Source organism: Microbacterium proteolyticum (assembly GCF_029639405.1).
Lineage (GTDB): Bacteria > Actinomycetota > Actinomycetes > Actinomycetales > Microbacteriaceae > Microbacterium.
On the sequence record NZ_CP121274.1, the window covers coordinates 2,964,101 to 2,982,709 of the forward strand.

Below are 18,609 nucleotides of genomic sequence, written 5' to 3' on the forward strand. Positions count from 1 at the left end.
TCAGGCTAGACCTGCCCTTCGGCGACGTGACGACCATCGACGGTGCGCCCGCATCGCGGGTCGCTCGACGAACAGCCAGCTCGCCCACGCCAGGGGCACGGTGACGACGATGGCGAGCACGAGGGGCACCACGACCGGGACCCCGCGCTCGGCGAGGACGAGGGCGAGCATCTGCTGCACGGGGAAGGCGTAGATGTAGATCCCGTACGAGATGTCGTTCCGGGCCCCGATGCGGCGGAACGGGAGCACGATCCCCAGCGCGATCACGAGGTAGGCCATCGCGGGCCCGGCGAGCGCCGTCGGCGCGCCCGAGATCGCCACGGCCGCAACGACGGCCGCGGCGGGCACGATGAGGCCCGGCCGAAGCGGGACCCAATCCCGTCCGAGGAAGAGGAGCGTGCCGGAGAGGTAGAAGGCGAGCAGGGTTGCGAAGGTCGCCAGCGTTCCCGGGACCGGGAGGAGCCCCAGAACGGAGAGGACGGATGCCGTCATCGCCCCCGCCCAGAGCGCGACCGTGATCCGTGCTCCCCACCGGACGGCGAGGCATCCGAGGAGCCCGGTCACCACGTAGCACGCGAACTCGAACGCGAGAGTCCAGAGGGAGCCGTTCCAGACCCCGGGATACGGGATGTCGGTGAGCATGCCCGGGATGGTGGGCTGCGCGATCCAGAGTCCCGCGTTACGCAGTACGTAGAGAGCCCCGGCGCCGGGCGACCAGGGGCCGCCGCCCAGGAAGGTGGAGGCCACGGGGGCGAAGGCGAAGGCGACGACCACGAGGACGACGAGGAAGGCCGGATATATCCGGACCGCTCTTCGCGCGAAGAACTCCCTCACGCCTCGACCGCGGGCTCTGCTGAGCGCGATGAGGTAGCCGGAGATGCAGAAGAATCCGGCGACGGCCCAGGGCCCCAGGGGCTTGGTCTGCAGACCGTACCCGCCCAACTCCCACGCGTGGGCGATGAGCACGAGCAGCGCGAGCCCCAACCGCAGCGCGTTCAGACTGTTCGACCCGGGATCGAGTCGCCCGCCGATGGTCGCCGGAGCCCTGCGCGATCGGTCCCGGAGGATCAGATCTGGAACCACGCGGATCCCGAACCGAACGTGTAGAAGACGAACGACGTCATGTCGGCGGTCCCCGCCCGGAGGGTCTGCGTGCCCTTCAGGACGAGGAGTCCTCCGGCGAACGTGATCGGCTCTCCGTCCGCGATCACGCGGATCACCTGCCCGGCATGGGCATCGGTGAAGCCCGTGTACGTGCGGCCGCCCTGCAGGCGCACCTGTTCCCTGCCGCACACCGACACCCGGCCGTCGTCGTCGGGTTCGAGGATCGGGGTCGAGGTCCCGGTCAGAGCCTGCCAGGTGAGCGACGTCCCCAGCTGCGTGCGGTCGGGGTCTTCGTAGCGGACCGCGGCGATCGGCCCGGGCCGGCCGCTCCCGTCGCTGGGGAGGCCGTACCAGGCCGGATGCCACCCCGCCAGGCGGTTCGCGTCGCCGACGTCGCGCGCGAGAGTCGCCACGGATCCCGGCGAGGTGTGCACACCCTCCACCGGCGGCGGGAAGTAGATGACGGGGTTCAACACCCGCGAGGCGCCGCCGCGGAAGCGGAAGAGGTCGGCCCTCGATCCAGGTACGGCGGTGCCGGCGTTCCCGTGCTGCAGCGAGCCGGTGACGCCGTCGTGCAGTTCGGCCACGGCGGAGAACCGGCAGTCGTCCAAGGTCACGTCGTTGCCGAGGTCGAAGCAGGCTGGTTCGCCGTCCGCGTTCCCGCAGCCGCCGAAATCGCACCCCACGAACGTCGTGTCACCCCCCGTGAACCAGCGCTCGCCGATGCCGTCCGGCACCGAGAAATGGCATCCGAGGAACGAGACCGCCGTCTTCGCCGCCGACGCCCGTCCGCCCACGTACGACACCTCGCCGACCACGATGTGGCTGGGGTGGCTTCCGGCGTGGGCGTAGGTGTTCTGGACGAACATGCACGAGGTGAATCCGATCTCGAGCACGCGGTCGAGGGTGGAGCTGGGATTGGGAGGGAAGCCGATCGACACCGGGGAGTGTTCGGATGTCGTCCCCCATCCGTGCTCGAACTTGCACCCGAGGAAGTCCACGTGGCGGGTGCCGCGGTCCAGGAACAGCTCCTGTTCGCAGAACTCGACGTGGGTGTCGACCACCCGCAGGGCATTGGAGTTCTCGATGATCTCGCCGCCCGCGTTGCGGGTGCTGACGATAGACAGACCGTAGGGAAGCGGGTCGGGTGGGGACGGCAGCCGCGACGGGCGTCCGCACCAACCGATGACGGCCGCGTCGATCGTGGAGTCCATCACCCCCTCGAAGCGGATCCCTTCGCGCGCGAGTCCGAACACCGACACCCGCTCGAGCCGCACCTCCTGGCTCTGGTGGACCAGGATGCCGACGCGATCGGCGACGTAGTCGGCCTGGAGCGAGTGTCCGTCGCTCTGCACGGTGAGGCCGCGGATGACAACCCGCTTGAGGAGGTCTTTGCTGCCGCCGGGCGAATCCGGATTGCCGAGGTACACCACGGGGCTGCCCGCGACGGAGCCGGGGTGGTCCTTCGCCACCAGCACGACGCCGTCCGCTTCCACCGTGATCCGCACCGACCATTCGCCGTACTGCTGTCCGTCGGGTTCCGATCCCGGCAGTCCGAGATCGGCGGGTCGGGTCGCCATCGACCACTGATCAATGGCGTAGAACCCCGGCGGCACCCGCAGGACGACACCGGAGTTCGGGCGCCAGTTCACGCTGTTCCCCGACGCGGGCGAGTCCACCGGCGCCGGCACCTCCGCGAGGCGCTGGAGAGCGCGCTTCCAGGCGTTCGTGAAGGCGTCGCTGTTGACCTGCGCTCGCCGCGAGTATTCGGCGACGTCCAGGATCGCGGTGCGGGTGCGGTACGGGATGCCGGGGATGGCGCCCTCGACCGTGATGACGTCGACGGGACCGGTCGGAGTATCGGCGTGCGCGGACTCGGAGGGCGGGGCGGCGACGACGCTCGCGGCGGCGAGGGCGGCTCCGGATCCGGCTGTGGCGAGGAAGAGGCGGCGGTCGAGGGAGAGGGAGGGGCGGCTCACGAGCGTCACGCTAGGAGGCGCGTCGGGGGGCATTCGTCCCGCCTCCGCCTCCGTGCGGACACTGGTGAACGGGGCGGATGCGCGGGATCAAGGGCATGTTCGCATGCGCTTCCGCCCGGGCCGCGGCGGGGCGTCTCGCGGATTTGGCCCGCACCTTCACCCGGTCGCCGTATCGGTCCGATGGTTCGACGCCGAGGCATCCCTCGGGGCCTGGCGAGGCGCCGCCGCGCGTGGGCATCCGGCGGGGCACGAACTGACTAGGCTGGACGACGGTGAATTGTGCGGAGCAGACAAGGGTTGCCGCACACGTATGGCGATTCTCTGGCATGACCTGCCAGACGACGAAAGGTCTTCCGTGACTGTTCACGATCAGGATCCGTATTCGCAGGGGCCGCAGGACAGCGACCCGGAAGAGACCGGCGAGTGGCAGGAATCCCTGCGGCAGCTCGTCCAGGCCAAGGGCCCCGGTCGAGCGCGCGAGATCATGCTGAGCCTGCTCAAGGGCTCGAAGGAACTGCACCTCAACGTGCCGATGGTTCCGACCACCGACTACATCAATACGATCGCGCAGAAGAACGAGCCGGAGTTCCCCGGTGACGAAGAGCTCGAGCGTCGCTACCGCAAGTGGATCCGCTGGAACGCGGCGGTCACGGTGCACCGCGCGCAGCGTCCCGGCATCGGCGTGGGCGGCCACATCTCGACGTACGCCTCGTCGGCTGCCCTGTACGAGGTCGGCTTCAACCACTTCTTCCGCGGCCTCGACGACCCGTCCGGCGGCGACCAGATCTTCATCCAGGGCCACGCCTCCCCCGGCGCGTACGCGCGCGCCTTCCTCGAGGGGCGTCTCACCGAGGCGCAGCTCGACGGGTTCCGCCAGGAGAAGTCGGCTGCCCCCAACGGCATCCCCTCCTACCCCCACCCCCGTCTGATGCCGGAGTTCTGGCAGTTCCCGACGGTGTCGATGGGTCTCGGCCCGATCAACGCCATCTACCAGGCGATGTCGAACAAGTACCTCAGCAACCGCGGCATCAAGGACGTCTCCGACTCGCACGTCTGGGCGTACCTCGGCGACGGCGAGATGGACGAGGTCGAGAGCCGCGGTCAGCTCCAGGTCGCCGCGAACGAGGGCCTCGACAACCTGACCTTCATCGTCAACTGCAACCTGCAGCGACTCGACGGCCCGGTGCGCGGCAACGGGAAGATCATCCAGGAGCTCGAGAGCTTCTTCCGGGGCGCCGGCTGGAACGTCATCAAGGTCGTCTGGGGTCGTGAGTGGGACGACCTGCTCGCCCGCGACACCGAGGGCGCGCTGCTGAACCTGATGAACTCCACGCCCGATGGCGACTACCAGACGTACAAGGCCGAGAACGGCGCGTACGTCCGCGAGCACTTCTTCGGTCGCGACCCGCGGGCTCTCGAGCTCGTGAAGGACTACACGGACGAGCAGGTCTGGGGCCTGAAGCGCGGTGGCCACGACTACCGCAAGGTCTTCGCGGCGTTCAAGGCGGCCAAGGAGCACAAGGGCCAGCCGACCGTCATCCTCGCCAAGACCATCAAGGGCTACGGCCTCGGCCCCCACTTCGAGGGTCGCAACGCCACGCACCAGATGAAGAAGCTGACGCTCGACGACCTCAAGTCGTTCCGCGACGCGATGGACATCCCCGTCACCGACGCGCAGCTCGACGAGAACCCGTACCAGCCGCCGTACTACAACCCCGGCGAGCAGGACGAGACGATCAAGTACATGCTCGAGCGTCGTCGTTCGCTCGGTGGCTTCCTGCCCGAGCGGCGCACGACTCACGTGGGTCTGGAACTCCCCGGCGACCAGGCCTACGCCCTGCCCAAGAAGGGCTCGGGCACGCAGGAGATCGCCACCACGATGGCGTTCGTGCGCCTGCTCAAGGACCTGCTGCGGGTGAAGGACTTCGGCCACCGCATCGTGCCGATCATCCCCGACGAGGCGCGCACGTTCGGCATGGACGCGTACTTCCCGACGGCGAAGATCTACAACCCCAAGGGTCAGCACTACACGTCGGTCGACCGCGAGCTGCTGCTGGCGTACAAGGAGAGCCCGCAGGGGCAGATCATCCACGTCGGCATCAACGAGGCGGGCGCCCTCGCGGCGTTCACCGCGGCGGGCACGGCGTACGCCACCCACGGCCAGCCGCTGATCCCGGTCTACGTCTTCTACTCGATGTTCGGCTTCCAGCGCACGGGCGACGCCCAGTGGGCGGCGGGCGACCAGATGGCGCGCGGCTTCATCATCGGTGCGACCGCCGGTCGCACCACCCTGACCGGTGAGGGCCTCCAGCACGCCGACGGGCACTCGCAGCTGCTGGCATCCACCAACCCGGCGACGGTGTCGTACGACCCCGCGTACGGATACGAGATCTCGCACATCGTCCGCTCCGGCATCGAGCGGATGTACGGCGGCGAGCACTCCGACCCGAACGTCATGTACTACATCACGGTGTACAACGAGCCGTACGTGCAGCCGGCCGAGCCCGAGGGCGTCGACGTGGACGGTATCGTCCGCGGCATCCACCGTGTCTCGGTGGGCGAGGGCGAGGGCCCCCGCACCCAGCTGCTCGCCTCGGGCGTCGGTGTGCCGTGGGCGTACGAAGCCCAGCGCCTGCTGAAGGACGACTGGGGCGTCGTCGCCGACGTGTGGTCCGTGACCTCGTGGAGCGAGCTGCGCCGTGACGGTCTCGCCGCCGACGAGCACAACTTCCTGCACCCCGATGAGGAGCCCCGCACCGCTTACCTCACCGAGAAGCTCCGGGATGCCGAGGGCCCGGTGGTCGCGGTCAGCGACTGGATGCACGCCGTCCAGGACCAGATCCGCCAGTGGGTTCCGCAGCGCTACCTCACGCTCGGCGCCGACGGGTTCGGGTTCTCCGACACCCGCGCCGCGGCGCGTCGCTTCTTCAAGATCGACGGCCCGTCGCTCGCCGTGCGCGCCCTGCAGGGACTCGCGGACGAGGGCAAGGTGGACCGTTCGGTGATCGCGCAGGCGATCGAGAAGTACCGCCTGCACGACGTGAACGCCGGCACGAGCGGAAACGCCGGCGGCGAGGCCTGATCGCGTGACCGATCGCGCGGCCGTCGACGGCTCGGGAGGGAGCGGGCAGACCGCCCTCTCCCGGGCCGCCGAAGAGAAGGCCGAGACCCTCGCGTGGCTGCGTCGGATCTCGGGCGATCTCGCGACCGCGACGATCCAGCGTCTCGAAGAGACGCTGCCCTGGTACGCCGAGATGCCACCGGCCCGCCGTTCCGCGGTCGGGCTGGTGGCGCAGGCGGGCATCACCTCGTTCCTGCAGTGGTTCGAGGAGCCGGCCTCCACGCCCGCGATCGCCGCCGACATCTTCGCGGCTGCTCCCCGTGAGCTGCTGCGGAGCGTGAGCTTGACCCAGACGCTGCAGCTCGTCCGCGTCACCGTCGAGGTCATGGAGGAGCGCGTCGCGGGCCGCAGCGAACGGGTCCGCGAGGCGATGCTGTCGTACTCGCGCGAGGTCGCGTTCGCGGCCGCCGACGTCTACGCGCGCGCCGCCGAGGCCCGAGGCCTTTGGGACGCGCGGCTCGAAGCCCTCGTCGTGGACTCGATCCTGACGGGCGAAGCCGACGACGAACTCCCCAGCCGCATCGCCGCGCTCGGCTGGCACGGCCACGGCGAGGTCGCGGTGCTGGTCGGGACGACTCCCCCGCAGCTCGACGTCGACCACGTCCGTCGCACCTCCCGCAAGCTCGGGGTCGACGTGCTCATCGGCGTGCAGGGTTCCCGTCTCGTCCTGGTCGTGGGTCGCGCGGATCTCCCCGTCCGCGGTCGCGACGACACGACCGAGCTGCCGTTCACCGAGATCGCGAAGCGACTCGAGCCGAGCTTCGGTTCGGGGCACCTCGTCCTCGGCCCGGCGGTCGCCGCCCTCGTCGACGCCGGGCAGAGCGCCCGCGCGGCCCTGGCCGGATTCGCGGTCGCGCGCGCGTGGCGGCACGCCCCGCGACCGGTCGAGGCCGATGACCTTCTGCCCGAGCGGGCCCTGGCCGGAGACGCGGTGGCCAAGCAGACCCTGGTCGATCGCGTGTACCGCCCGCTCCACGCCCACAGCGCCGACCTCGTCGCGACGCTGTGGAGCTACCTCGACAACGGACGCTCGCTCGAGGCCACCGCCCGCGAGCTGTACGTGCACCCCAACACCGTGCGGTACCGCTTGAAGCGCGTGTCCGAGGTGATCGGGTGGGATGCCACGGGCCCCCGCGAAGCGCTGATCCTGCAGACCGCGCTGATCCTCGGATCCATGGGTACCGAGGCCACGCGACGCCGAGGATCGGCGAACCGGCGCTCCGCGACGTCCCGCTGATGCACGGCGCGCACAAAGACACGCCGATTTCTTGTGCCGATATCTCCAGAACGCGTCGCCGGATCCTTGACAGGATGGGACGGTGATCATCGCCGTCTTCCCCGGGCAGGGGTCCCAGACCCCCGGGTTCCTCTCACCGTGGCTCGAGATCGACGGGACGCGTGAGCGTCTGGCCGAAGCCTCCGAGCACGCCGGCGTCGACCTCCTCGCCGCGGGCACCGAATGGGATGCCGACCGGATCCGCGACACCAGCGTCGCGCAGCCGCTGATCGTGGCCGCGAGCCTGCTGTCGTGGAGTGTGCTGCGTGACCGCGCGGCCACGGCTGCCGACGGCGTGGCGGGTCACTCGGTGGGCGAGTTCGCCGCACTGGCGGCATCCGGGGTCCTGTCCGAGGCCGACGCCCTGCGCCTCGTCGGCATCCGCGGTCGCGCGATGGCCGAAGCGGCCGCGACGGTGCAGACCGGAATGAGCGCCGTCGTTGGCGGCGACGAGCAGACGGTGCTCGACCGCCTCGACGCGCTCGGCCTCACGCCCGCCAACTACAACGGCGGCGGACAGATCGTCGCGGCGGGTGAGCTCGCGGCTCTCGCCGAACTGGCGGCCGAGGCGCCCCGCGGGTCGCGCGTCATCCCGCTGCAGGTGGCCGGTGCCTTCCACACCCGATTCATGCAGCCCGCCGTCGAAACGCTGCGCGCCGCCGCGGCCGACGTGGCGGCATCCACCCCCGAAACGACCCTGTGGACCAACTCCGACGGCTCCGTCGTCGACGACGGCCGTCGCGCCGTCGACCTGGTCGTCTCGCAGGTCTCGTCGCCCGTGCGCTGGGACCGGAACATGGCCTCCTTCGCCGAGCACGGCGTGACCGGCATCATCGAACTCGCGCCCGCCGGTGCCCTCACGGGCCTGGCGAAGCGCGCACTGCGCGGCACGCCGACCGTCGCAGTGAAGACCCCGGACGACCTCGACGCGGCCGTCGCACTCCTGAAGGGAGAGCAGGCATGAGCACCCCCGTCCTCCGTCAGCTCCAGGGCCCGGCCCACACCCGCATCTACTCCTACGGCGCCGCCCGCGGGGAGAACTTCATCCCGAACGACGACCTCGTCGGGCCGATCGACTCGAGCGACGAGTGGATTCGCCAGCGCACCGGCATCGTCACGCGCGTCCGCGCGAACAAGGAGACGGATGCCATCGACCTGGCCTCCGAAGCCGCCCGCGAGGCCGTCGAGCGCTCCGGCGTCGACCCGGCCGAGATCGACGCGGTGATCGTCGCGACGATCAGCAACCCGAAGCAGACGCCCTCGGCCTCGGCGATCGTCGCCGACCGTATCGGCGCGAACCCGGCCGCCGCGTACGACGTCAACGCCGCGTGCGCGGGCTTCGCGTACGGCGTCGGCCAGGCGGATGCGCTCATCCGCGGCGGGCTCGCGAAGCACGTCGTCGTCGTCGGCGCCGAGAAGCTGAGCGACATCGTCGACCCGACGGACCGCAGCATCTCGTTCCTGCTCGGGGACGGCGCCGGTGCCGTCGTGATCGGGCCGAGCGACACCCCCGGCATCGGCCCCACCATCTGGGGATCCGACGGATCCAAGGCCGACGCGGTGGGCATGAACGCCACGCTGACCGACTTCCGCGACGGCGCTGCTCCCTGGCCGACCCTCCGCCAGGAAGGTCCCACGGTCTTCCGGTGGGCCGTCTGGGAGATGGTGAAGGTGGCCCGACAGGCCATCGAGGCTGCCGGCATCCAGCCCTCCGACCTGGCCGCCTTCGTGCCGCACCAGGCGAACATGCGCATCATCGACGAGTTCGCCAAGCAGCTGGGTCTGCCGGAGACCGTCGTGATCGGCCGCGACATCGAGACCACCGGGAACACCTCGGCCGCCTCGATCCCGCTGGCCACCCATCGACTGCTCGAGGAGCACCCCGAGCTCAGCGGCGGCCTCGCACTGCAGATCGGCTTCGGTGCCGGTCTGGTCTTCGGCGCGCAGGTCGTCGTCCTCCCCTGACGCAGCGTCGTCGAACTCTAGACTGATCGGGGCCCGGACGACTCCCCGGGCCGCCCCCAACAACAGGAGAAATCATGGCATTCACCAACGACGAGGTTCTCGCCGGCCTGGCCGAGCTCATCACCGACGAGACCGGCATCTCGGCCGACGAGGTCGCGCTGGAGAAGTCCTTCACGGATGACCTCGACATCGACTCGATCTCGATGATGACGATCGTCGTCAACGCCGAGGAGAAGTTCGGCGTCACCATCCCCGACGACGAGGTCAAGAACCTCAAGACCGTCGGCGACGCCGTCACGTTCATCACGTCGAACCAGTCCTGACCCTCCCGGTGGGGGCTCCGGCCCCCACCGGTCACGACCTTTCCGGCCGCACCAAGGATCCCACCATGAGCACACCCCGCATCGTCGTCACCGGTATCGGTGCCACCTCGCCCATCGGCGGGACGGCGCCCGAGAGCTGGAACGCGCTGCTGTCCGGTGCCTCCGGCGCGCGCACCCTCGAACACGAATGGGTCGAGCAGTACCAGCTGCCCGTCACGTTCGCCGCCGAGGCCCTCGTGCGGCCCGAGACCGTCCTCGAGCGTCCCGTCGCCAAGCGCCTCGACCCCTCGTCGCAGCTCGCGATGGTCGCGGCGAAGGAAGCGTGGGAGGACGCGGGCGCCCCGGACATCGATCCCGAGCGGCTCGGCGTCGACTTCGCCACCGGCATCGGCGGCGTGTGGACGCTCCTGGATGCCTGGGACACCCTGCGTGAGAAGGGCCCCCGGCGCGTCATGCCGATGACGGTGCCGATGCTCATGCCCAACGCCGCAGCCGGCAACCTGTCGCTCCACTTCCACGCCCGTGCGTTCGCGCGCACCGTGGCTTCGGCGTGCGCGTCGAGCACCGAGTCGATCGTCAACGCGGTGCAGCACATCCGCGACGGCCTGGCCGACGTCGTGATCGCGGGCGGCACCGAATCGGCGATCCACCCGATCACCATCGCGTCGTTCGCCTCCATGCAGGCGCTGTCCAAGCGCAACGACTCCCCCGAGACCGCGTCGCGCCCCGGCAGCATCGACCGTGACGGCTTCGTCATGGGCGAGGGCGCCGGCGTGCTCATCCTCGAGACCGAGGAGCACGCGAAGGCCCGCGGCGCCAAGATCTACGCCACGATCGTGGGCGGCGGCGTCACCGCCGACTCGTACCACATCACCGCGAACGACCCCGAGGGCCGCGGCGCGGCCCGCGCCGTGCGTATGGCGCTGGAGATGGCGGGTGCGTCGCCCGACGACGTGACGCACATCAACGCCCACGCCACCTCGACCCCCGTCGGCGACCCGAACGAGTACCAGGCGCTGCGCGCGGTGTTCGGCGCCCGAGTCGACGAGATCCCGGTGTCGGCGACGAAGGCATCCACGGGTCACCTCCTCGGCGGCACCGGCGCTCTCGAAGCCATCTTCACGGTGCTCGCGCTGAAGAACCGCGTCGCACCGCCGACCATCAACCTCACCGAGCAGGACCCCGAGGTGCCGTTCGCGATCTCGGGTTCGCCGGTCGAGCTCGGTGCGGGCGACCAGCTGGCCATCAGCAACTCCTTCGGCTTCGGCGGTCACAACGCCGTCGTCGCGATCGCCTCCGTCTGATCACGGCCGAACGCCCCCGGCATCCCCCGACTGCTACGGGGATGACGGGGGCGTTCGGTGTTCCATCGGGCCGGGGATACGCGGTCCCGGTGCCGGGAATGGTCACCGGCCTCCGGTAGTGGCGCCTCCCCCACCCGACATCTCTCAGCCGACCTTGTGCAACCAGACGATGTGCTGGTCGTCGCCGGCGTGGCGGAAGGGCTCGAGCTCGTCGTCCCAGGCGGAGCCCAGGGCGACGTCGAGTTCGCGCTGCAGCTCGAAGGCGTCGCCGGCGGCGACCTCCAGGGCGTAGCGCACGCGGTCCTCGCCGATGACGACGTTCCCGGCCGCATCGGTCTGGGCGTAGTGGATGCCGAGCCCCGGCGTGTGCATCCACCGGCCACCGTCGCTGCGGGGCGTCGGATCCTCGCTCACCTCGAAGCGCAGGTGCTCCCAGCCGCGGATCGCGCTCGCGAGGGCCGCTCCGGTGCCGACCGGACCCTCCCAGTAGAACTCGGCGCGACGGCTGCCGGCGAGCACCGGCTGGTCGGCCCAATCGAAGTTGACCGCACGGCCGAGGGCGCGTCCCACCGCCCACTCGAGGTGGGGGCACAACGCGCGCGGCGCCGAGTGGATGAGGATCACTCCGCGCGAAGACGTGGTCGCCATGGTCTCTCCTTCGTCAGGTACGTCTTCCCCTACGACCTGCGCGAGAGCGGTGGCGGCTGTTCGATTGTCTCGGTCATTATCGCCCGTTGATAACGAAATCACAACACTGTGATTCCTCAGCCGAACCAGAGCTTCCAGTACAGCGCGAAGTTGCGGTTGCCGTAGGTGGAGCAGGCGTCGCCCCTGTCCCATCGCGCGGCGATCGCCGCCGGGTTCGGCTGATACGGCGTGTAGTTGTACAGCGCCGCGGTGGCGTGGTTGCGGATCTCGATGTCGGTACCGCCGCACGCGGGGTCGGGCGAATACGCGATGTAGTGGGTGCCGGGTTGCCGCATGAAGTCCGACGCACGGTACGCCTTGAGGTCGGTCGCCCCCTGCGCCACCTGCGCGGCGAAGCCGGCCTGCCCAGGGTCGCACGCGGCATCGTCGGGGCAGCGCGCACCCATCGCGGCGCCGAGGGCCTCGGCCGACGGGGCGCGCGCGATCCGGCCGGACACGAGGCTCTGCTCCTTCTGCAGGGTGACCAGCAGCACCTTGGCCGAGATGCCGCAGGCCCGCTGGATGCGGTCGATGATCTGCGCCGCGGTGAGCTCGCCGCCGTCGTAGGCCTCGCAGACCGTCTCACCGGTGTCCTCCGACACGATCGCGTCGCGCGAGGGGAGGTCGGCGCGCAGGACGGTGAGGCAGGAGTCGTTCGCGCAATCGCCGACCTCGTCGTCGAGGAACCGCTGGATCTCGTCGGCATCCATCGCGTTGCCGTCGTAGAAGTCGGCGTCGTCGATCAGGAATCCGGGGTCGAAGCCGGTGATGTCGATGGAGGCCTTACGGGTCTCGGCGTTCCAGGCGGAGACGAGGTGCACGAGCGGGATCGCGGCGGCCACGATCAGGCCGACGACGACGGTGGCGAGGAGACCGAAGATCAGGCGTCGCCGTCGCAGTTCGCGCACACGCGCGGCGGTGCGCCGGGGGCGGCGGGCGGCGGGGCGCTTGGACCGTGCCGGGGTCGGGCGTCGGCGCGCTCCCGTCCCCTGCTTCGCCATGCTCCGATCGTGCCGCACCGCGCTGACCGCGTGCTGGACGCGGCCCGCGCGGCGCGGCGGAATCGCGCGGTCAGCTGCCCTTCACCGCCGGAGGCGTAGCTCCGGGCGTCGGCGCGTCACCGGCCGCGGGCGGAGTGGGGGCGGTGCCGTCGGCGGGAGGGGTGGGCGCCGTGCCGTCGGTGGGAGGTGCGGGCGGGGTGTGTCCGTCCGCTCCGGGACCGCCGGGAAGACCGGGGCCACCGCCCGGGCCGCACTCGCCCTGCTGCGGCCCGCCCTCCGGCGCGGCCGGTGCCGTGCCGTCGGCCGGCGGGGTGGGTGCCGTGCCGTCGGCCGGCGGGATGGGCGAGGTCGTGGGGGCTCCCGTGGGTGCGCCGGTCGGTGCACCCGCGCCGCCGTCGGCGCTCGGGGCGTTGCTCGTCGCTGCCACCGTCGTGGGCGTGCTCGACTGGGCAGCGAGCGCCGCCGTTCCTCCGGTGAGCCCGACCGCGGCGACCACCGCGGCGGCGATCACCGCGGGGCGGACCCATCCCCGACGCTGCGGGGCGGGCGCCGGCTCGTCGTAGCGCGGAAGCGGCTGGGTGGGGTAGTCGTCGTCCGACATGGTGTTCCTCTCCGGCCGGCGCATCTCGTCGGCGTCGATGACCAGCCTTCGAACCGGAACTGAAGCCGACCTGAAGCGGCCGGAATGCGGGCGAACACCTAGCGCTCGCATAAGGGCCGTCCAGTGTCCGCCCGTATCGTCGGCCGGATGTCCGCCCCCGCCCGCGTGCTCGTCTTCGACGACGACGAGACCATCCGCCTCGCCGTCGTCCTCGCGTTGCGCGCCGACGGATTCGTTGCCGAGGGGGCGCCCGACGGCACCGACCTGACCGAGCGGCTGGAGAAGTTCCGCCCCGACCTCGTGGTGCTCGACTGGATGATGCCCGGGCCCAGCGGCATCCGACTGCTCCCCGTCGTGCGCGCCGCGGCCGACACCGCGGTGATCATGCTGACGGCGCGCGACGAGGTCGACGATCGCCTGCGCGGCTTCGCCGAGGGCGCGGACGACTACGTGGTCAAACCGTTCACGATGGCCGAGCTCGTGGCCCGCACGGGCGCCGTCCTGCGGCGGCGCGGGCGGCTGCCCCAGACGGTGTCGGTGGGGGATCTCGTCGTGGATGCCGACGCCGCCACGGCGCACCGGGCGGGCACGCTGCTCGATCTCACCGCGACGGAGTTCCGCCTGCTGCGCCTCCTCGTCGAGAGCCGCGGCCGGACGCTCTCGAAGGCGCAGATCCTCACCCAGGTGTGGGGGTACGACGATTACGACGTCAATCTCGTCGAGGTGCACGTGAGTGCGCTCCGCCGCAAGATGGAGACGCAGGGCCCGCGCCTGGTCCACACGGTCCGCGGACTCGGGTACCGCCTGAGCGAGCGCTCATGAGCGCGCCGCGGCCCCTGCGGTCGGGATCCCTCCGCCGCCGGACGATCGTGTCGGTCCTGGCCGTGGTCGCGTTGCTGCTCGTGGTCCTCGCGGTGATCGTCGACATCGCGCTCGGGGCGCGGCTGCGGGGTCAGATCGAGGACCGGCTGCGCGACCGCGCCGCCGCGACCGCGTCGCTCGTCGGGATCGTGGATGCCACCGACCTCGCCGACCGCCTGTCCGCCCAGGGCCTCGCGGTGCGCATCGACGGCGCCGAGGGCGACTCCGTCGTCGCGGGGCCGAGCCCCGACCAACTGCGCAGTGCGCCGGCGGGACCGGCCGGCGGCGGTCCGCGCGGTGGGGAGGCTCCCCCGACACCGTCGCCCGGGGCGGTGACCGTCACGGCCTCGGACCTCACCGGCGATGCGGACCTCGTCACGCTGCGCTCGACGCTCAGCGACGGGTCGACCCTGACGCTGACCGCCTCGGCGGCCGGGATCGGCGAGACCCTCGCCCAGGTCCGCTGGATCATGGCGATCGCGTCGGTCGTCGTGCTGGTGCTCGCCGCGGGCGCGGTGATCCTCGTCGTGCGGGCCACGCTGCGACCGTTGGACGACGTCTCCGAGGTCGCGCGCGCCATCGGCGGAGGCGAGCGCGACCGCCGGTTGCGCCCCACGCACCCCGAGACCGAGATCGGTCGCGTCGCGAGCGCGCTCGACGACATGCTGGACGATGTCGTGGGTGCCGAGGTCGCCGCACGCGCTGCGGAGGAGAGGCTCCGCGCCTTCCTCTCGGATGCCGCGCACGAACTGCGGACGCCGGTGGCCGGCATCCGCGCGGCCGCCGACACCCTCGTCCGCGCCGATCTCGACGGTCCCGAGCGAGAGATGCTGGCCGGACACGTGGTCCGGGAGGCGACGCGCGCGTCACGGCTCGTCGATGACCTGCTCCTCATGGCGCGGGTGGACCGCGGTCTCGAGCTGTCCGTGGCGATGACCGACCTCCGCGAGGTCGTGGCGGCCGAGGCCGACCGGGCCCGCCTCGTTCACCCGGCGATGACGGTGCGAACGGAGTTGCCGGATGCTGCGGTCCCGGTCGCGATCGACCGTGACCGCATCGCGCAGGTGCTGTCGAATCTCGTGGAGAACGCCGCCCGCGTCACCGACGGCCGCGGCCGCGTGGAGCTCGGCATCCGATACGAGGGCGACGACGTCGAGGTGCACGTGCAGGACGACGGGCCGGGCATCGTCGTCGCGGATCGCGAGCGGATCTTCGACCGCCTCGTCCGACTGGACGAGGCCCGCACGACCGCCGGCGGCGTCGGACTCGGGCTGCCGATCGCCCGCGGGATCGCCCGCGCGCACTGCGGCGACGTGCTCTGCCTCCCCGCGGAAGCCGGAGCGTCGTTCGCGCTCCGGCTTCCCCTTCCGGCGACCCGTCCGGCTCAGCGCGCGGGGCGCGCCGGCGCGGCCTGAGGCGCCGCGATCCCCGATCCCGTGAGGGTGAGGCCGTCGGCGCCGCTCGCGTCGTGCATCATCTGGTCGACGAGCTCACGGTCGATCGCCGGTTCGCGCCCGCCGTAGAACTGCAGCACCAGGGCGTTCGAGGCGTGGATCCACAGACTCGCCTGGCGCACGCCCTCGTTCACCGGAACCTGGAGCATGAAGCCCTCGTTCCGGCGGAGCTTGTTCATGATCACGATGCGCAGATGCGCGAGCAGACGGTCGTCGATGTCGAACGTCGCACGGTCGCGGTAGATGAGGCGTCCCACGGCTGGTCCTTTTCTGGCGCGCCGAAGCGTACCGGTAGAGCAAGGGCGGGACCACGCCGGGAAGCGAGGCAATGCGGGGCTCACTATTCTGCCACCCCCCGTGGCATCCCGGGGCACCACAGCGATTTCAAAGCGAGCGACGATATCTTTCTGGTCACCGAATCGACGACCCACGAGAGCGAATCCCCCGTGAGCCATCCCCGCACCTCCCCCGACCAGGAGGGCCGATCTTCGAGCCCTCTCGTGACGCGAGGGGGTGAGATTCGATGCTGACGGCGGTTCTGACACTGCTTCTGGGTGTGATCGTGACGCTCGCGATCATCGCGGCCTGCGGTTTCTTCGTGGCCCAGGAGTTCGCCTACATGTCGGTGGACCGATCGCGGCTGGCCGCGCGCGCCGAGAAGGGCGACGTGCAGGCGAAGCGGGTCCTCGCGATCACGCAGCGCACGTCATTCATGCTGTCCGGCGCCCAGCTGGGCATCACGGTCACCGGGCTGCTGATCGGCTACGTGGCGGAGCCGCTCATCGGCGCCTCGATCGGAACGCTTCTCGGAGGCGTCGGGATCGACCCCGGCGTCTCGGTCGCCATCGGAACGGTCGGAGCGCTGCTCCTCGCCACGGTCGTCACCATGATCTTCGGCGAGTTGTACCCGAAGAACCTCGCGATCGCGAACCCCGAGCCTCTGGCCCGGGCACTGGCGGTCCCCACCCGCATCTACCTGCTCGCCTTCGGCTGGCTGATCACCGTCTTCGACCTCGCCGCGAACGCCCTCCTGCGCCTGGTGCGCATCGAGCCGCTCGAGGACGTCGACGAGAGCGCGACCGCGCGCGACCTCGAGGCGATCGTCGAGGAGTCCCGCGCGAGCGGCGACCTGCCGGACGACCTGTCGATGATCATCGACCGCATCCTCGACTTCCCCCAGCGCGACGTCGAGCACGCCATGATCCCGCGCTCGCAGGTCGACTCGGTGCGTCCGGACACGACGGTGGGCGACGTCCGGACGCTCATGGCGACCGGCCACACCCGATACCCCGTGATCGGCGACGAGGACTCCCCCGTCGGCGTCATCGAACTCATCGACCTTCTCCGCGAGCAGCCGGATGCCGCGGACCCGGTGTCGTCGGTCATGCGACCGGCGGTCGTGCTCCCGACGTCGATGCTCCTCCCCGTCGCCCTGGATCGCATGCGTCGCAGCCGCAACGAGCTCGCGTGCGTGGTCGACGAGTACGGGAACTTCGACGGCATCCTCACGATCGAGGACCTCACCGAGGAGGTCATCGGCGAGCTCTCCGACGAGCACGATGTCGAGATCGACGAGGTCGCCTCGGTCGGCGCCGACGCGTGGACGGTTCCGGGCGACCTGCACCTCGATGAACTGGAACGCCTGATCGGGCACGACCTCGCCGAGGGCGACGTCGAGACGGCCGCGGGACTCGTGATCGAGGCGCACGGCGATCTGCCCACCGCGGGCACCATCGTCCGCGTCGACCTGCCCGAGCGCGCGGGTGAAGTGGTCCAGGGGCTGAACCTGGACCGCTGGCTCGACATCGAGGTCACCGAGGTCGACCGTCACGTCCCGTCGCAGCTCGTCGTGCGCCTGCGGGAAGTGGACCGGGATGCCGATGCCGCCGTTCCGGCGGAGTCGACCGATGAGGAGGTGGCCCGATGAGCTGGTGGGTCGTCACCCTGATCACCGCGGCGCTCATCGTCGCCAGCGCGTTCTTCGTGATCGTCGAGTTCGCGCTGCTCGCCGCGCGTCGCCACCGCCTGGAGGAAGAGGCGGCGACGAGCGCCTCGGCGCGCGCCGCCCTGCGCGGAGTCAACGAGCTCACCGTGATGCTCGCGTTCGCACAGCTCGGCATCACCGCCTGCACGTTCCTGCTCGGCGCCATCACGAAGCCCGCGATCGACTACGCCCTGGCGCCGGTGTTCGAGCAGTGGGGTCTCCCCTACGTCCTCGCCGACATCATCGCGTTCATGCTGGCGCTGATCGTCGTCACGTTCCTCCACCTCGTCATCGGCGAGATGGCCCCGAAGTCGTGGGCGATCGCGCACCCCGAGACCGCGGCGAAGGCGACCGGCATCCTCGCTCGTGCGATGACCTGGCCACTACGGCCGTTCCTGCTGTGGATCAACCGCATCGCCAACCGCCTGGTGCGCGCGTCCGGCGTAGAGCCGGTCGACAAGGCGGCGGCGGGCGGCCAGGACGCCGACACGATCCGCGAACTCGTCGCGCATTCGCGACGCGCGGGCACGCTGGACGAGCAGTACTCCGCACCGATCGCGCAGGCGATCGAGCTGGGCACGCTCACGGTCGGCGATATCGTCCGCACCGATCGCACGCCCACGGCGGTGCCGGCCGACGCGACCGCGGCAGACGTGCAGGCCGCGGCTGCGGCATCCACCCACCTGCGCATCCTGGTGGGTTCCGGTGCGTCGGCCCGGGTCGCGCACGTGCGCGACACGCTCGCCGTGGCACCCTCGACTCCGGCTTCCGCCATCGCGCGCGAGCCGCTCGTGCTCGCGCCGGACGCCTCGGCGTACGACGCGCTCGCGCGCATGCGCCGCGGACGCGTGCAGCTGGCGACGATCGTCGACGGTGAGCGGCTGCTCGGCGTCGTCACGCTCGACGACCTGCTGAAGCAGATCCTGCCGGGGGTGGGCGCGGCCTGAGC

At 70.9% G+C, this 18,609-nt stretch carries 16 protein-coding genes; 10 read left to right on the top strand and 6 right to left on the bottom strand.

Annotated features, from left to right (window positions below):
- Positions 1 to 1,083, bottom strand: a complete 1,083-nt coding sequence (locus P8R59_RS14855; protein ID WP_278101692.1) for an acyltransferase family protein — start codon at positions 1,081 to 1,083, stop codon at positions 1 to 3.
- Positions 1,068 to 3,083 (bottom strand): hypothetical protein, encoded by a 2,016-nt coding sequence (locus P8R59_RS14860; RefSeq protein WP_278101693.1) that lies wholly within the window; start codon positions 3,081 to 3,083, stop codon positions 1,068 to 1,070. Before P8R59_RS14860 ends, P8R59_RS14855 begins: the two co-directional genes overlap by 16 nt.
- Positions 3,084 to 3,438: 355 nt before the next feature.
- Between P8R59_RS14860 and aceE the strand changes: the two genes are divergently transcribed.
- The 6 genes from aceE (at position 3,439) to P8R59_RS14890 (ending at position 11,072) form a co-directional block, all read left to right on the top strand.
- The gene (aceE, locus tag P8R59_RS14865) at positions 3,439 to 6,165 is read left to right on the top strand and encodes a pyruvate dehydrogenase (acetyl-transferring), homodimeric type (protein ID WP_077051497.1); all 2,727 of its coding nucleotides are present in this window, start codon (positions 3,439 to 3,441) and stop codon (positions 6,163 to 6,165) included.
- 97 nt (positions 6,166 to 6,262) lie between these two features.
- Positions 6,263 to 7,441 carry a PucR family transcriptional regulator gene (locus P8R59_RS14870; RefSeq protein ID WP_278103839.1) on the top strand — a complete coding sequence of 393 codons (1,179 nt, stop codon included), beginning with the start codon at positions 6,263 to 6,265 and terminating at the stop codon, positions 7,439 to 7,441.
- Positions 7,442 to 7,523: 82 nt separating this feature from the next.
- A complete protein-coding gene (locus tag P8R59_RS14875) occupies positions 7,524 to 8,444 on the top strand; it encodes an ACP S-malonyltransferase (protein ID WP_278101694.1) in 921 nt (306 codons plus the stop codon).
- Positions 8,441 to 9,445 (top strand): beta-ketoacyl-ACP synthase III, encoded by a 1,005-nt coding sequence (locus P8R59_RS14880; RefSeq protein WP_278101695.1) that lies wholly within the window; start codon positions 8,441 to 8,443, stop codon positions 9,443 to 9,445. Before P8R59_RS14875 ends, P8R59_RS14880 begins: the two co-directional genes overlap by 4 nt.
- Before the next feature lie 74 nt (positions 9,446 to 9,519).
- The gene (locus P8R59_RS14885; RefSeq protein ID WP_022880558.1) at positions 9,520 to 9,768 is read left to right on the top strand and encodes an acyl carrier protein; all 249 of its coding nucleotides are present in this window, start codon (positions 9,520 to 9,522) and stop codon (positions 9,766 to 9,768) included.
- A 65-nt stretch (positions 9,769 to 9,833) separates the two neighbouring features.
- Positions 9,834 to 11,072 (top strand): beta-ketoacyl-[acyl-carrier-protein] synthase family protein, encoded by a 1,239-nt coding sequence (locus tag P8R59_RS14890; protein WP_278101696.1) that lies wholly within the window; start codon positions 9,834 to 9,836, stop codon positions 11,070 to 11,072.
- A gap of 144 nt (positions 11,073 to 11,216) precedes the next feature.
- Here the strand turns inward: P8R59_RS14890 and P8R59_RS14895 are convergent, their stop codons facing one another.
- The 3 genes from P8R59_RS14895 to P8R59_RS14905 form a co-directional block, all read right to left on the bottom strand.
- A complete protein-coding gene (locus P8R59_RS14895) occupies positions 11,217 to 11,720 on the bottom strand; it encodes a DUF3145 domain-containing protein (protein WP_278101697.1) in 504 nt (167 codons plus the stop codon).
- 116 nt (positions 11,721 to 11,836) lie between these two features.
- Positions 11,837 to 12,760: a hypothetical protein gene (locus P8R59_RS14900; protein ID WP_278101698.1), complete on the bottom strand. Its 924-nt coding sequence runs from the start codon at positions 12,758 to 12,760 to the stop codon at positions 11,837 to 11,839.
- Between the two features lie 70 nt (positions 12,761 to 12,830).
- Positions 12,831 to 13,361: a hypothetical protein gene (locus P8R59_RS14905; protein WP_278101699.1), complete on the bottom strand. Its 531-nt coding sequence runs from the start codon at positions 13,359 to 13,361 to the stop codon at positions 12,831 to 12,833.
- A 147-nt stretch (positions 13,362 to 13,508) separates the two neighbouring features.
- On the opposite strand from P8R59_RS14905, the gene P8R59_RS14910 reads away from it, so the two are divergent.
- Positions 13,509 to 14,183 carry a response regulator transcription factor gene (locus tag P8R59_RS14910; protein WP_278101700.1) on the top strand — a complete coding sequence of 225 codons (675 nt, stop codon included), beginning with the start codon at positions 13,509 to 13,511 and terminating at the stop codon, positions 14,181 to 14,183.
- Positions 14,180 to 15,637: a sensor histidine kinase gene (locus tag P8R59_RS14915; RefSeq protein ID WP_278101701.1), complete on the top strand. Its 1,458-nt coding sequence runs from the start codon at positions 14,180 to 14,182 to the stop codon at positions 15,635 to 15,637. The genes P8R59_RS14910 and P8R59_RS14915 overlap by 4 nt, the downstream gene beginning before the upstream one ends.
- On the opposite strand, the gene P8R59_RS14920 is transcribed toward P8R59_RS14915, so the two are convergent.
- Positions 15,607 to 15,933 (bottom strand): ATP-dependent DNA ligase, encoded by a 327-nt coding sequence (locus P8R59_RS14920; RefSeq protein WP_278101702.1) that lies wholly within the window; start codon positions 15,931 to 15,933, stop codon positions 15,607 to 15,609. The two genes, P8R59_RS14915 and P8R59_RS14920, sit on opposite strands and share 31 nt — an antisense overlap.
- Positions 15,934 to 16,199: 266 nt before the next feature.
- Between P8R59_RS14920 and P8R59_RS14925 the strand changes: the two genes are divergently transcribed.
- Both P8R59_RS14925 and P8R59_RS14930 read left to right on the top strand, forming a co-directional pair.
- Positions 16,200 to 17,603, top strand: coding sequence for a hemolysin family protein (locus P8R59_RS14925; RefSeq protein WP_278101703.1), 1,404 nt, complete (start codon positions 16,200 to 16,202; stop codon positions 17,601 to 17,603).
- The gene (locus tag P8R59_RS14930; RefSeq protein ID WP_077051508.1) at positions 17,600 to 18,607 is read left to right on the top strand and encodes a CNNM domain-containing protein; all 1,008 of its coding nucleotides are present in this window, start codon (positions 17,600 to 17,602) and stop codon (positions 18,605 to 18,607) included. Before P8R59_RS14925 ends, P8R59_RS14930 begins: the two co-directional genes overlap by 4 nt.
- The last annotated feature ends 2 nt before the right edge of the window (positions 18,608 to 18,609 follow it).